This window comes from Nonomuraea sp. NPDC052634 (assembly GCF_040678535.1).
Classification (GTDB): Bacteria; Actinomycetota; Actinomycetes; order Streptosporangiales; family Streptosporangiaceae; genus Nonomuraea; species Nonomuraea fastidiosa.
The window spans coordinates 128,204-141,747 of record NZ_JBFATY010000006.1 but is presented as its reverse complement, the minus strand read 5'-3'; the positions used below and the strand labels follow the sequence as shown (position 1 = coordinate 141,747).

Genomic DNA, 13,544 nt, shown 5'->3' with positions numbered 1-13,544 from the left:
GCGATGTCTCCTGACCGTTGAAAGGAAGCGAACGACCATGCGCATCTTCATCACCGGCGCCAGCGGCTACTTCGGCGGCGCGCTCACCGAGCACCTCATCGCCGCCGGTCACACCGTCGAAGCCCTCGCCCGTTCAGACCGCGCCCGCGACCGCGTCTCCGAGCTGGGCGCCACCCCCGTCGCGGGCAGCCTGTCGGACACCGGCGTCCTCCACGAGGCCGCCGCCCGCAGCGACGCCGTCGTGCACGCCGCCGTCGACTACGGCGACCGGGACATGCAGAACGTCGAGCAGCCGGCGCTCGACGCGCTCCTGTCCGGGCTTCCCGACGGCCGCCCCTTCGTCTACACCAGCACCGGCCTGGTCTACCCCGACACCAAGGGCAGGCCGGTCACCGAGGACGAGGAGGTCAGCGAGCAGACCGCCAGGCAGCCGCACAAATACCTCGGCGAGCGCCGCGTGCTCGCCGCCACGAACCTCGCCACCACCGTCGTCAGGGCCGGCATGATCTACGGGCGTGGCGGCACCACCCTGCTCCAGCTCATGATCGGCCAGGCTCGGCAGCAGGGCGTCGTCACGTACGTCGGCGACGGCGCCAACACCTGGTCCACCGTCCACGTGGACGACCTCGCCGCCCTCTACGCCGCCGTCGTCACCAGGGAGGAGGGTGGCGGCATCGTCAACGCCGCCACCCGCACCGGCACGGCCATCCGCGACATGGCCGAGGCGGTCGCCACCCTCACGGGGGCGCGCGCCGTCTCGCTGCCCCTCGACGAGGCCATGAAGTCCTTCGGCCCCATGGCGCTCGCGCTCACCAGCTCCACGCCCCTCGACCCCTCGCGGGCCGAGCGGTTGTACGGCTGGAAGCCGTCCGGCCCTTCCGTGATCGACGAGATCCTCCAGGGCAGCTACGCCGCAGCGTAAAACGTGCGGCCCGATCAACGGGCGGCCGTCGCGTCGCTACGGCGGGCCTCCACCCGGCCGTCCGCGACAGCCTTCCGACGCGCCGGACCCTTCGCCCACATGTAGGTGCCGGGACGACGGCGCTCCATCTTCAGCGCCGTGACCGTGAACCGGCAGATCTGCTCCTTCACCCACGCCGCGGTACGCCCGCTCAGGATCCGCTCCTTCGGCGAGTCGTCACCGTGGACGAACTGAACGAGCCCGTCCCGCCGGCCCAGGCTGACGCACTGCAGCAGGTAGCGGAACCGGAACGGCTCGGCGGGCCGCCCCGCGGCCCTGGCGTTGATCACATCGGCGGCGTGCGCGGCGATCGGCATGCCCGCGGCGCACGACATCCGGTGCGTTCCGCTCGGCAGCTGCACGGCGGCCGCGTCGCCCACGGCGTACACGTCGGGGTGCGACACCGAACGCAGCGTCTCGTCCACCACCACCCGGCCGCGGTCGTCCACGGCCAGCCCGGCCTCGGCGGCCAGCTCGGGCACACGGAACGACCCCGCCCACACCACGACATCCGCCGCCAGCACGCCCTGGTCCGTACGCACCCCGTCAGGCCCGACGCTCTCCACACGCGTGCCCTCGTGCATGCGCGCACCGAGCCTGGTCAGCGTACGGGCCAGGTGGCGGCGGCCCTTCTCCGACAGCCCCGCGCCCGCCACGCCGCCGGTGACCAGCGCCACCCGCCACGCCGGGTACGACTCGGCAAGCTCGGCGGCCATCTCAACACCCGTCAGCCCGCCGCCGACCACCACCAGCTCACCACTGCCGCCGTCCAGCCTGGCCCGCAGGTCGCCCGCCTGCTCGGCGGTGTAGGCGTGCTCGGCCACCCCGGGGACGCCGGTGTCGGTGCGGCTGCCCAGCGCGTACACGAGCGTGTCGTACGCGAACTCCCGCCCGTCCTCGGTGTGCACCCGCTTGCCGTCCAGGTCGATGGCGTTGACCCGGCCCCGCACGGTCGTGATGCCGGTGTCCTTCGTCAGCTCCTTCAGCGGCACCGTCACCTCGGGACGGCCCGCGGCCAGCTCGTGCAGCCGGATCCGCTGCGTGAGGTGCGAGTCCGCGCTGATGAGGGTGATCCGGTGCTTCCTGTCGAGCCGCAGCGCCGTCGTCAGGCCCGCATAGCCCGCGCCGATGATGACGATGTTCTGTTTGGCGTCCATGTCGTGCCTCCTTGTGGGAAGTTCTGCGACAGAGACGAGACAGCCCCCGGAAATGTGATGGTGATCCGCATCACACTATGGCGGGCCTGGCCGGGATCGCGTACGACGCCGGCCTCGTCGCGCCACGTCGAGTTTGGGGATCGCGTATGACGTCGGCTTCGTCACACCGTGGCGAGCTTGGCGGGATTGCGTACGACGTCGACCTCCGTGACGCGGCCGTCCTCGGCCACGGAGAACGCCGCCACCGTGTCCGCGGTGCCGTCCGCAGCCCGCACCACCACCCCGAGACCGCCGTTGACCTCGGCGAACTCCACCGTCATGCCCTCCAGCCAGCGGCTCACCAGGCCGTGCACCAGCCTGGCCACCCGGTCCGCGCCCGCCACCGGCTGCAGCGCGGAGGAGACCGCGCCGCCGCCGTCCGAGCGCCACACCACGTCCGGATCGAGCGCCGCGACCAGGCCCGACAGGTCGCCGTTCAGCGCCGCCGCGGCGAACGCCTCCACCGCCTTGCGATGCGTCGAGCGGTCCGTCGTACGCCGGGGACCGTGCTCGCGCACCCTTGCGCGCGCCCGCGACGCCAGCCGCCGCACCGCCTCGTCGCTGCGGCCCAGCACCTCCGCGATCTCCCCGAACGGCACCCCGAACACGTCGTGCAGCACGAACGCCACCCGCTCCGCCGCCGTCAGCCGCTCGAGCACCGCCAGCATCGCCATGCTGACCGAGTCGTCCATGGCGACCCTGTCCTCGGGGCCGAGCTCCTTCACGACCGGTTCCGGCAGCCACGGCCCGACGTACGCCTCCCGCCGGACCCGCGCGGAGGTGAGAAGGTCGTAGCAGATGCGGCTCACGGTCGTGGTGAGATAGGCGCGCACGTCCCTGACCTGCGCGACGTCGGCGTGCCGCCACCGCAGCCACGCCTCCTGCACCGCGTCGTCGGCGTCCGTCTTCGTCCCCGTGATCCGGTACGCCACGCCCCACAGGTGATCGCGGTGCTCCTCGAACTCCGCCGGCCGCCCGCCCGCACCCGCCCCGCTCCCCATGCGCCCCATTATCCGACCGCCCCTCGCCACCCCACCCGCCGCCCACCCGGCCCTGCGGCCGGGGCCGCCGCGTCCGTCGGGAGGCCGGCCGCTGAGCGTGCCCGCGGGGCACGAGGGCCGCCGCCGGGTGGTGGCCGAGGGGCTGCCCGCCGCCGGGGTAGGCCGGGCGCGGGGATCTGTCGGTCCGGCCTGCCAGAGTTGCCTCGCCGCGCGTGCCACCCGCCCGCGCCCGCACAGCCGTTTCGCCGTGCCCCTCGACACGCCCGTCGAGTCGTCACGCCCGTCGAGTCGTCACGCCCGTCGAAAGGAGCGCTTTCGTGCCCGAGCCCACCGACGTCGGCTCACCCGCCGACGGCGACGCCCGTTCTGCCCTGGACGCCGCGCCGGTCCGGATGCCCGCTCGGCTCCGGACGTCCACCCGGCCCCTGACGACCGCTCAGCCCCGATGACCGACCGGAGCTGGATGATCGTCCGGGCTCCGGGCACGAGGCGCGTGTGAGCGGCGGTCGGGAACGCCTGGTGGTGCGCAGAGCGGGAAAGATCTCGGCGATGGTGGCGCCGCTGCGGGCGAGGGACTTCCGGCGCTACTACGCCGGCCAGACCGCCTCCGCGTTCGGGGACTCGCTGACGCCGCTCGCGATCGCGTTCGCCGTGCTCCACCTCACCGGATCCCCGATGGACCTCGGCATCGTCGTCCTGGCCACCCGGCTGCCGATCGTCGCGCTCACGTTGCTGGGCGGTGCGGTGGGCGACCGGTTTCCGCGCCGGACGGTCATGCTGACCGCCGACCTGGTGAGGTTCGCCGCGCACGGGGTGACGGCGGTCCTGCTGCTCACCGGGCACGCGCAGTTATGGCTGCTGGTGGTCCTGCAGGTGCTCGCCGGGGTCGGCACCGCCTTCTTCAACCCGGCCGCCGCGGGCCTGATCACATCCCTGGCGGCCGAGGACGACCTGCAGGCCGCCAACTCGCTGATCTCCATCTCGCGCAGCAGGGTGCACAACGTCGTCCAGACCACGGTCGTCCAGCGGCACCTGCCCGCGGACCTGGTCGCCCGCGCATACTCGGTCACCACGGTCGGCGCGCTGGTCGTCGCACCCCTCGGCACGGGACTGGCCGGCCCGGCCGCCGAGCTGCTCGGCACCGCCCCGGTCCTGCTGGGCTGCGCCGCGGTCGCTGTCCTGCTGACCGTCGCGACCTTGCCGGTGCCCGCCGTGTGGCGGGTCCGCGACGCCTGACCGCAGGTGAAAAGGCGGTGAGACGGCTAGCGGAGGCTGCTATGGTGTGATGCGCTTTCGTATCGGATGTGCCCTAGCCGGGCACGTTCCGCGACACGACTCGACGAGGAGACCAGACATGGCAGGTGACGACGACATCTCCGGGTGATACCGGAGACCCCGGCCCCCGGGCGGGCGCGTGTTGAGCGCCGCCGCGCGTGGCCGTGAGTTCGTCGTTCCCTCAGTCCCAGTCTTCATGACGGGCGGCTTCGCGCGCGCCCGCGTTCCGTACGAGGTCTCCCCATGTCCGACGCGTCCATCGTCTGCTCCCACCTGTCCTTCTTCTGGCCCGACGACACCCCGGTCTTCACCGACCTGTCCTTCAGCGTGGGCGGCGGCCGTACCGGGCTGGTCGCGCCCAACGGCGCGGGCAAGAGCACGCTGCTCAAGCTGATCGCCGGCGAGCTGCGCCCGCGCGGCGGCTCCGTCACGGTGGAGGGCGAGCTCGGCTACCTGCCGCAGACCCTGCCGCTCACCGGCGACCTGACCGTGGCCGAGGTGCTCGGCATCGCGCCCGTGATCGCCGCGCTCGACGCCATCGAAGCGGGCGACACGGCCGAGGAGCACTTCACCACCATCGGCAACGACTGGGACATCGAGGAGCGCACCCGCGCCCAGCTCGACCGGCTCGGCCTCGGCGGTCTCGCGTTCGACCGCCGCCTGGAGACGCTGAGCGGCGGGCAGATCGTCTCACTCGGCCTGGCCGCGCAGCTGCTCAAGCGGCCGGATGTGCTGCTGCTCGACGAGCCGACCAACAACCTCGACCGCGCCGCCCGCCGCCGCCTCTACGACGTGCTCGGCGACTGGAACGGCTGCCTGCTGCTGGTCAGCCACGACCGCGAGCTGCTCGACCGCATGGACCGCATCGCCGAGCTCGAGCGGGGCGAGATCCGCTTCTACGGCGGCGGCTTCACCGCGTACGAGGAGGCGGTGCGCACCGAGCAGGAGGCCGCCGAGCGCAGCGTGCGCAACGCCGAGCAGGAGCTCAAGCGCGAGAAGCGGGAGATGCAGCAGGCCCGCGAGCGCGCCGAGCGGCGGGCGGGCAACGCCGCGCGCAACCTGAAGAACGCCGGTCTGGCCCGCATCGTCGCGGGCGGGCTGAAGCGCAGCGCGCAGGAGTCGGCCGGGCGGGCGGGCCAGATGCACGCCTCCCGCGTCGGCGACGCGAAGGCCCGGCTCGAGGAGGCCGAGCGGGCGCTGCGCGACGACCAGAAGATCGTCATCGAGCTGCCGGACACCCGCGTGCCGGCCGGGCGCACGGTGTTCGAGGGCCACGGGCTGCTGGCGCGGGGCCTGTTCGCGGAGCCGGGCATCGATCTGTCCGTACGCGGCCCGGAACGCATCGCGCTGACCGGCCCGAACGGCGCGGGAAAGTCCACCCTGCTCCGCATGATCAACGGCGACCTCGCGCCGGACTCCGGCACGACCCGGCGGGCCGAAGGGCGGGTCGCGTACCTGTCGCAGCGGCTCGACCTGCTCGACCCCGCCCGTACGGTGGCCGAGAACCTGGCCGCGTTCGCCCCCGGCATGGCCGCGGCGGACCGGATGAACCTGCTGGCCCGCTTCCTGTTCCGGGGCCAGAGCGCGCACCGGCAGGTCGGCGTGCTGTCGGGCGGCGAGCTGCTGCGCGCCACGCTGGCCTGCGTGCTGTGCGCGGAACCGGCTCCCCAGCTTCTGCTGCTCGACGAGCCCACCAACAACCTCGACCTGGTCAGCGTGGGGCAGCTGGAGAGTGCGCTCGGTGCGTACGAGGGGGCGTTCATCGTGGTCAGTCACGACGAGCGGTTCCTCACGGAGATCAAGGTGGAGCGGTGGCTTGAGCTGTCGGACGGCCGGCTTCTGGAGACCGCCGCCCCCGCCTGATGGCCCGCCCGGTCTCCGGGAACGGCCGGCCTCGCCTGACGGCCGCCGCACGCCCCTGATGCCCCGCACGCGTGCGGGCCGGGCGTCAGGGGCGTGGGGCACGGCGGTCGCGGCGGGCCTCCAGCTCCTCCTCGCTCACCGGGATGAGCATCGGCTGCCCTCTCACCCCGAACATCGTCACCACGAACGTGGTCTCTTCGTCGGAGAGGTTGTTGGCGTCCTGGTAGTGGATGACGTCGCCGCCCGGCTCCCAGAACGCCTCCCCGGCCTTGATGACGCGTTCCGGCTCGCCTTCCAGCTCGAAGAGCATCTCGCCCTTGATCAGGTATCCGAAGGCGGGCCCGGTGTGCCGGTGCGGCGGGTTGCCCTCGCTGCCGGGCGGCAAGGTGACCAGGATCGTCATCACCTCCGCGTCGTCCGGCACCGGTGGCGCCGGCACCGACGCGACGAGGTCGATCGCCGGCGGCGGGGTGGTGGCGTTCGGGTTGTCGAGGTGGTGAACGTGCTCGGCTTTCATGATGTCCCCGTTCCTGACCGGCCGGAAGGCTCGTCCGGAGCGGGGCTCGGTCCCCTGTCTCGCGCGCGGCCCTGCTCGTGTCCGGTCGGCGGGGTTACGCTGCCCGCCCCGCCGCGCGGCTACCGGGCGGCGGCTTCAAGGCTTGGTGACGATCGGCACACGCGGGCGTTGCCCGCTGCCGATCGTCGTGGCGGGGCGGGCACGTACGGAACGGCGCGCCCGCCCGCGCGGGCTCACGGGATCTTGTACTCCTGCGCCTGGCCGCAGTAGCTGGTCCCGAACGGGGTGTTGCTGAAGCGGCAGACCTGCACCACGACCCGGTCGATGGTGCGCACCCCCGCCGAGTCGGAGAGCGAGAAGGCGAACTTCACCGTCTCGTCGTCCGCCTTGTACGTCTCGGTGTCGACCAGCTCGCTCCCGTAGTAGCCGCTGAAGGTGGCCGTGGAGTGCATGTCGTCGGGGTTGCACACGCTCGGCTTCACCTCGTCGAGGAGCGCGCCTTCGATGTCGATCCGCGGCCGGATGACGGGGCCGTCGTAGCGCTGGATGGTGCCTTCGGTGGACCCGCGCAGGCAGGCGTCGCCCGAGTCCGCGGCGAACGGCACCGCCTCGGCGGCCAGGGCGGGTGGGGCGGCCAGAAGGCCGGCGGCGAGCACTGCACTGATCGATAATCCGGCGAGCAGACGCACGAGATCACCTTTCCGTTTCTGCGGAATTACCGAGATTCCTGACCGTGGTGGTGAGCTTCGGTCATGACGGCCTGTGCCCGTGATTACAGCCCGCAGCGTGAATTTCGGTCAAGGTCCGTTCCGCGCTCGGTCACCGTCCCGCTTCCCACGCCTCCCGTACCAGGCCCATCGTCACCGACGTCCACCATTTCCCGCCGACCTCGATGGAACTTTCATAGACGCGCTCCTCTCGGAACCCGAGGCGTTCGTACAGCCGCCTGGCCCCCGTGTTGTGCGCGTAGACGCCGAGGGTCACCCGGGAGACGTCCGGGTCGGCGAAGGCGGTGTCGAGCGCCGCGGCCACCATGGCCGCGCCGTAGCCCTTGCCCCGCGCGTACGGCGCCACCAGAACAAGTCCGAGGCGTACGGCGCTGTCGTCATCGACGGGCCGCAGCGAGAAATGGCCGATGACGGCGCCGGCGGGATCGGTGGCGACCAGGAGGCGGCGGTCGGAGTCGGCGGCCCGCAGAGCGAGGAGCTGCTCCCCGGCGAAGGGCCAGGTGAAGCCGGATTTGCCGGACCACAGAATGAGCGCGTCCAGGCTGTCGATCCAGGTGGCGATCGTGGCGGCGTCGGCGGGCTGGAGGTCGCGGAGGTGGAGCATCGTTCACTATTAGCGCAGCGGCGACGCAGCGGGCAAACCCGTTGTGGCCGGTCCGTGATCAGGACCCGCATGATCGCCGCATGAAGGAGACGATCATCGCGCTGGCGGCCTGCGGGGCCGTGCTGGCGCCCGCCGTTCCGGCGCACGCCGCGCCCGCCGAGGACCCCTTACGCGCGCTGAAGAGCAAACTGGTCGCCGGCCACGGCGTACGCTTCACCGAGACCACCGTCCTGTCGGGCGACGGCAAGATCACCCTGCAGAAGCGCAAGGGCGCGTTCCAGTTCGACAAGAAGGGCATCGCCGCCTCCGACATCACCGCCACGTCGAAGTCGCGGCCGCGCGAGCGGGTCATCGGCGTGGGCACGTACACCTACACCTCGGGCGGCATCTACGCGGGCAAGCTGGCCTCGGGGGCCACCTGGTACAAGTCGCGCGGACTGCCCGGCGGCGGGGCCGGCTTCCACGGCCAGGTCATCAACCCCGCCGAGCCGAAGACTCTGGCCGCCCTGGTCAAGAAGGGCCGGCTGTCCGGCCGTACGCTCACCGGGAAGATCACGTTCAAGGACCTGGCGAAGGTGTCGCGCTGGTTCGACGCCTCGATCCCGCTGCGCATGCACAACGACACGAAGGTCTCCTACACGCTCACGCTGTCGGCGTCGGGGGTGGTGAGCCGGGTGAAGAGCTCGTACGCGGCCACGGGCGTGTTCGGCACCAACGCCCACGAGGGCAAGACGATCACGATCGACAGCCGGTTCACCGGGTGGGGCGCCAAGACGCGGATCAAGGCCCCTGATCCCGGCAAGGTGACGACCGAAGCGGCGGACTGAGGCCCGGCCTACGGTCCGATCAGGGCGGCGGCGCGGGCTTCGAACAGCTCGCGCTCGCGCGCGTTGCGGGTCAGCCCGGCCGCCCGCGCGAACTCGGCCGCCGCCTCCTCGTCCCGGCCCAGCCTGGCCAGCAGGTCACCGCGTACGGCCGGGAGCTGGGCGTACCCGCGCAGCGCCCGCTCGGCCACGAGCGCGTCGGCGATCTCCAGCCCGCGTTCGGGGCCGTACGCCATGCCGACCGCGACCGCCCGGTTCAGCTCCACCACCGGCGACGGCGCGACGTGGGCGAGCAGCCGGTAGAGGGCGGCCATCCTGGCCCAGTCGGTGGCCTCGGGAGTGAGCGCCCTGGCGTGGCAGGCGGCGATGGCGGCCTGCAGCGCGTACGGGCCCAGCCTGCCCAGCGCCTCGGCCCGGCCGAGCGCGGCCAGGCCGCGGCGCACCAGGAGGCGGTCCCAGCGGCTGCGGTCCTGATCGAGGAGGAGGATCGGGCTGCCGTCGGGAGCGGTCCTGGCCGGGATGCGCGAGGCCTGGATCTCCATCAGCGCGACCAGCCCGTGCACCTCGGGCTCGCCGGGCATCAGCCCGGCCAGGACGCGGCCGAGCCGCATCGCCTCCTGGCACAGGGACGGCCGGACCCAGTCGTCGCCCGCGGTCGCCGCGTACCCCTCGTTGATCAGGTAAATGATCTCCAGCACCGAGGCGAGCCGGGCGGGCAGCTCCTGGGGTGGGGGCAGCTCGATCGGCACCTTCTTGGCGGCGAGCGCGCGCTTGGCCCGGGAGATGCGCTGCCCCACGGTCGGCTCCGGCACCAGGAACGCCCGCGCGATCTCCTCGGTGGTCAGGCCGCCCAGGACGCGCAGGGCCAGGGCGATCCTGCCCTCGGCAGGCAGCACCGGGTGGCAGACGGTGAAGACGAGCCGGAGCAGGTCGTCGCCGATGTGATCGTCGAGCGCCGCGTCGAGGTCGTGCTCGGCGAGGTGCGCGCGCAGCTCCAGGTCGCGGCCGACCTCGCGCAGCTTGCGCTCGTACGTGTCGCGCCTGCGGAACCGGTCGATCGCGCGATGCTTGGCGGTCGTCATCAGCCACGCGCCCGGATTATCCGGTACGCCGTTGCGCGGCCACTCTTCCAGCGCCGCCACCAGCGCGTCCTGTGCGAGCTCCTCGGCGAGACCGACGTCGCCGACCATGCGGGCGAGGCCGGCGATCACCCGGACGGACTCGATCCGCCACACGGCCTCCACCGCACGGTGGGAATCGGCTGACGTCACGCCTCCTGGATACCGCATCAGGACGCGCGGCGCGCGCCCGGCTCAGGGGGCGGGCGGTGCGAAGTCCTGGGGACCGAAGAGCCGCAGGACGTCCGCCTGACCTTCCCAGCCCGGCCACAGGTCGCGGTGCAGCCGGACGAAGCGCGTGGCCCACTCCACCGCCTCCTCCTTGCTCCTGACCTCGTACAACGCGTAGCTGATCAGCTCCTTGGCCTCGGCGAACGGCCCGTCGGTGACGGCCAGCCGGCCGCCGGACACCTCGACCCTGGCGCCCTCGGAGCTGGGTGCGAGCCCGCTCTGGTCGAGCAGCGCCCCTGACTCGGTGGCCTGCCGGCCGAGCTCCATGATGGCCTCCATCAGCTCGGCGGGTGGCGGTCCTTCTGGCTGGGCGTTGACGCGCAACGTGACCAGGTAACGCATGGCGGTCTCCTTCTGTACGAGATGGGCGGACTCAGGCGGCGGTACGGGCGAAATGCAGCGACACCAGCGACAGCCAGCACCAGATCGCCACAATCCCGGCGACGAATCCGAGCGTGCTCCAGGCCGCGCCGCTCCCGCTCACGATCCCCGCGAACGCCGCCAGGAACGTCGTCCCGGTGATCCGGGAGTAGGTGGCCCAGCCGCGGCGACCCTCGCGGGCGAACCGGGAGGCGACAACGTAGCAGGCCGCGGTCATGCACAGGAACCCGGCGCCGCCGACGGCGAGGTGGGCGAGCCCGGACGCGGTGACCGTACCGGGGCCTTCGGGGGTGCCGGCCGGGAAGCCCATCGCCGGGTCGGCGGGGAAGATCGCCGCGCCGATCATGCTCGCCCCGTACGCGGCCACCAGCATCGGCGCCAAGCGCGAGCCCCGCCCTGGAGCCGTCGCCGCGCGCAGCCCGGCCGCGCCGCCGATCGTGAGGAGGGCCGTGACGAGGAAGTTCGCGGTCTGGATCCAGCCGAGGTCACCGTTGGCGAGCAGGCTCCAGGAGCGCCTGGTCAGGTCGAAGCCGTCCCGGGTCAGCGCCTGCGCCAGGCCCGCCGTCACGTACAGGGGCCCGGCCGCGATGCCCAGCGCCAGCAGCGGGCGGGGGGAGCCGGAAGTGGTGGAGAGGGATGCGGTCGTCATGGTCGTCGTCCTCGCGTTCGCGGGCCGCCCCGTGCGGCCCTGTCACGTACGCGGCGAACGGAACGCCCCGATTTCGACGACCGCCCCGGAAAATCTTGAAAAAGAGGACGGCGGCCTCGGGAGGCGGAGGGCCCGAGGCCGCCGGGGGAGAGGCGGGGAGCCGCCGAGGGCTTCCCGCCTGGAGGAGCGTCAGGGGGGCGCGGGGCCCCGCTGAGGGCTCCCGTGAGGGGGCGCAGGGCGCCACCGAGGGCTCCCCGCGAGGGGGCGCAGGGGTCGCGGAGGGCTCCCCGCTCTGGGATCGTCAGGGCGTCGCGGGGGCGCCGCCGAAGGTGACGATGAGGCGGCCGTCCGAGGCGAACGACCAGCTCAGCGGGCCGCTGTAGGAGGAGCAGCGAGAGCCGTTCGAGCCCATCCAGAACTGGTTGGAGCCGTCGGCGTTGCCCACGATCTTGTCGTTCGACCCGCTGCCGCTGCGGCACGAGACGTTGTTGCGGAAGACCGACGTGCCGGCGTCGAAGGTGAAGTTGCGCTGGGCGTTGTCGATGCCGACGTTGTCGGAGATCGTCATCGTGCCCGGGTTGCGGTTGTAGGTGAAGCCGTGCTTGCCGTTGCGGTAGGCGATGCTGCGCCGGATCACGTGGTCGACCCCGATGTCCTCGCCGCCGAGCTTGTAGCCGTTGCGGTCGCCGTTGCCGGCCTGGCTGCCGTCGCTGAGCGTGCCGTTGTTGTACGACAGCGAGTCCTCGATGGTCACCGGCCCGATGGGGCCGGTGTCGTCCTTGGTGTAGAGGTCCCAGCCGTCGTCGATGTTGTTGCGGGCGACCGAGTAGCGGAAGACGTTCCCGGAGCCGACGGTGAGCTTGGCGGCGAAGCCGTCGGCGTCCTCGCCGTCGGAGTCGGCGTTGTCGTGCGACAGCGCGCTCAGGATGAGGTTGTTGGACGGCCACTGGTCGCGCGGCGTGTCGGAGGCGATCCTGGACAGCTGCAGGCCGGTGTCCCTGTTGTAGCGGGTCACCGTGCGCTCCAGGATGTTGTTGCTGCCGCCGACGAAGATGCCGTTGTCGCCGGCCCGCTCCACCACGATGCCGTAGATGTGCCAGTACGATCCGTTGACCGCGAGTCCTCGGTTGGCCGAGTTCTCGCTCTGGGCGGAGAAGTTCAGGATCGGCGTCTCGCCCGGGTAGGCGGAGATCTTCTTGCGGGCGCTGGAGGTGCCGTTGTTGCCCGGCGCGATGGTGATCGTCTGCGAGTGGTTGTACGTGCCGCCGCGCAGGTAGATGGTGCCGCCGGGGGCGATGCGGGTGATCGCCGAGGTGAGCGTCGTCGGGTCGGACTGGGTGCCGCTCGCGCCGTCCCTGCCGTTGGGCGCGACGTACAGGACGTCGCTGGTAGGCGGGTCGGTCGGGTCCGGGTCGGGATCGGGGTCGCCGCTGCCTGCCGTTTTGAGCGTCCACTGCTTGGTGGCGGCCGAGTCGCAGGAGTTCTGCTGCAGCGCGGCACCTGACGAGGTGGAGTTGTCCTTGACGTTGAGGCACTTGCCGCTGTTGACGTTGACGACCCGGTAGTTCGAGCCGGACTCGGTGAGCTGCCAGGTCTGGGAGGCGGCGCCCGTGCACGTTTCCTGCTGCACGGCCTTGCCCGCGCTGGTGGAGGCGTCCTTGACGCCGAGGCACTTGCCGCTGTGCGCGGCCTTGATCTGGTAGCCGCCGCCGGACGCGGTGATCGTGAGCACCTGACCTGCGGCGTCGGAGCAGGTGTTCTGTACGAGCTGCACGCCGTCGCCTGTGCTCTGCCCCGGCACGGTGGCGCACAGCCCGCTGGCGCCGTTGACCAGCGTGTAGTCGCCGTTCGCGGGGGCCGCCGCGGCCGGGGCGTCCACCGCGGACACCAGGCCGCCGGTCGCGATGAGGCCGCTGGTCAGGACGATGGTGAGCCTTCTGGCGAATGGTTCGTTCTTGCGCACGTCCCAGCTCCATTCGTACGAGGGGGGTGTCGTGTCCGGGCGTGCCGCCCGCCGCGGGAAGGCGGCGGTGGACGGTGGCCGTTATGCGTGGGGGCGGGCGGCACGCGCGGGTCGCTGGTGTCTGGTTCTGCGGGGTACGGGATGACAACCGGTTGCAGTAACAGTGACGTTACGCGGATGAAACGTCAATACGTCCAGGTAAAACTGCAAACGCTGCGGGACGTTCGCGCTGG

The 13,544-nt window shown here is 72.1% G+C and carries 13 protein-coding genes; 4 read left to right on the top strand and 9 right to left on the bottom strand.

Features of this window, described 5'->3' with window-relative positions; translation table 11 throughout:
* Nucleotides 1–37 precede the first annotated feature (37 nt).
* The gene (locus AB0K67_RS25940) at nt 38–922 is read left to right on the top strand and encodes an NAD-dependent epimerase/dehydratase family protein (RefSeq protein ID WP_364065103.1); all 885 of its coding nucleotides are present in this window, start codon (nt 38–40) and stop codon (nt 920–922) included.
* A gap of 14 nt (nt 923–936) precedes the next feature.
* On the opposite strand, the gene AB0K67_RS25935 is transcribed toward AB0K67_RS25940, so the two are convergent.
* Both AB0K67_RS25935 and sigJ read right to left on the bottom strand, forming a co-directional pair.
* Nucleotides 937–2,118 (bottom strand): FAD-dependent oxidoreductase, encoded by a 1,182-nt coding sequence (locus tag AB0K67_RS25935; protein WP_364065100.1) that lies wholly within the window; start codon nt 2,116–2,118, stop codon nt 937–939.
* A 161-nt stretch (nt 2,119–2,279) separates the two neighbouring features.
* The gene (gene sigJ / locus AB0K67_RS25930; RefSeq protein ID WP_364065098.1) at nt 2,280–3,158 is read right to left on the bottom strand and encodes an RNA polymerase sigma factor SigJ; all 879 of its coding nucleotides are present in this window, start codon (nt 3,156–3,158) and stop codon (nt 2,280–2,282) included.
* A 495-nt stretch (nt 3,159–3,653) separates the two neighbouring features.
* Between sigJ and AB0K67_RS25925 the strand changes: the two genes are divergently transcribed.
* Both AB0K67_RS25925 and AB0K67_RS25920 read left to right on the top strand, forming a co-directional pair.
* Entirely contained in the window at nt 3,654–4,394 is a 741-nt protein-coding gene (locus AB0K67_RS25925) for an MFS transporter (protein WP_364065096.1), read from the top strand.
* Nucleotides 4,395–4,676: 282 nt separating this feature from the next.
* A complete protein-coding gene (locus AB0K67_RS25920; protein ID WP_364065093.1) occupies nt 4,677–6,296 on the top strand; it encodes an ABC-F family ATP-binding cassette domain-containing protein in 1,620 nt (539 codons plus the stop codon).
* 85 nt (nt 6,297–6,381) lie between these two features.
* On the opposite strand, the gene AB0K67_RS25915 is transcribed toward AB0K67_RS25920, so the two are convergent.
* From AB0K67_RS25915 to AB0K67_RS25905, 3 genes are all read right to left on the bottom strand, one after another.
* Nucleotides 6,382–6,813 (bottom strand): cupin domain-containing protein, encoded by a 432-nt coding sequence (locus AB0K67_RS25915; RefSeq protein WP_364065091.1) that lies wholly within the window; start codon nt 6,811–6,813, stop codon nt 6,382–6,384.
* A gap of 233 nt (nt 6,814–7,046) precedes the next feature.
* Nucleotides 7,047–7,502 carry a hypothetical protein gene (locus tag AB0K67_RS25910; protein WP_364065089.1) on the bottom strand — a complete coding sequence of 152 codons (456 nt, stop codon included), beginning with the start codon at nt 7,500–7,502 and terminating at the stop codon, nt 7,047–7,049.
* 130 nt (nt 7,503–7,632) lie between these two features.
* A complete protein-coding gene (locus tag AB0K67_RS25905) occupies nt 7,633–8,145 on the bottom strand; it encodes a GNAT family protein (RefSeq protein ID WP_364065086.1) in 513 nt (170 codons plus the stop codon).
* A gap of 80 nt (nt 8,146–8,225) precedes the next feature.
* Here AB0K67_RS25905 and AB0K67_RS25900 point away from each other — a divergent pair, with 80 nt between their 5' ends.
* Entirely contained in the window at nt 8,226–8,972 is a 747-nt protein-coding gene (locus AB0K67_RS25900; protein WP_364065084.1) for a hypothetical protein, read from the top strand.
* A gap of 8 nt (nt 8,973–8,980) precedes the next feature.
* Here AB0K67_RS25900 and AB0K67_RS25895 read toward each other — a convergent pair whose 3' ends face one another.
* The 4 genes from AB0K67_RS25895 to AB0K67_RS25880 all read right to left on the bottom strand — a co-directional run bounded on the left by AB0K67_RS25895 (nt 8,981) and on the right by AB0K67_RS25880 (nt 13,311).
* A complete protein-coding gene (locus tag AB0K67_RS25895; protein ID WP_364065082.1) occupies nt 8,981–10,240 on the bottom strand; it encodes an RNA polymerase sigma factor in 1,260 nt (419 codons plus the stop codon).
* A 42-nt stretch (nt 10,241–10,282) separates the two neighbouring features.
* The gene (locus AB0K67_RS25890) at nt 10,283–10,660 is read right to left on the bottom strand and encodes a YciI family protein (protein WP_364065079.1); all 378 of its coding nucleotides are present in this window, start codon (nt 10,658–10,660) and stop codon (nt 10,283–10,285) included.
* 31 nt (nt 10,661–10,691) lie between these two features.
* Nucleotides 10,692–11,348, bottom strand: coding sequence for a DUF998 domain-containing protein (locus AB0K67_RS25885; protein WP_364065077.1), 657 nt, complete (start codon nt 11,346–11,348; stop codon nt 10,692–10,694).
* 301 nt (nt 11,349–11,649) lie between these two features.
* Nucleotides 11,650–13,311 carry an RICIN domain-containing protein gene (locus AB0K67_RS25880; RefSeq protein WP_364065074.1) on the bottom strand — a complete coding sequence of 554 codons (1,662 nt, stop codon included), beginning with the start codon at nt 13,309–13,311 and terminating at the stop codon, nt 11,650–11,652.
* Nucleotides 13,312–13,544: the final 233 nt, after the last annotated feature.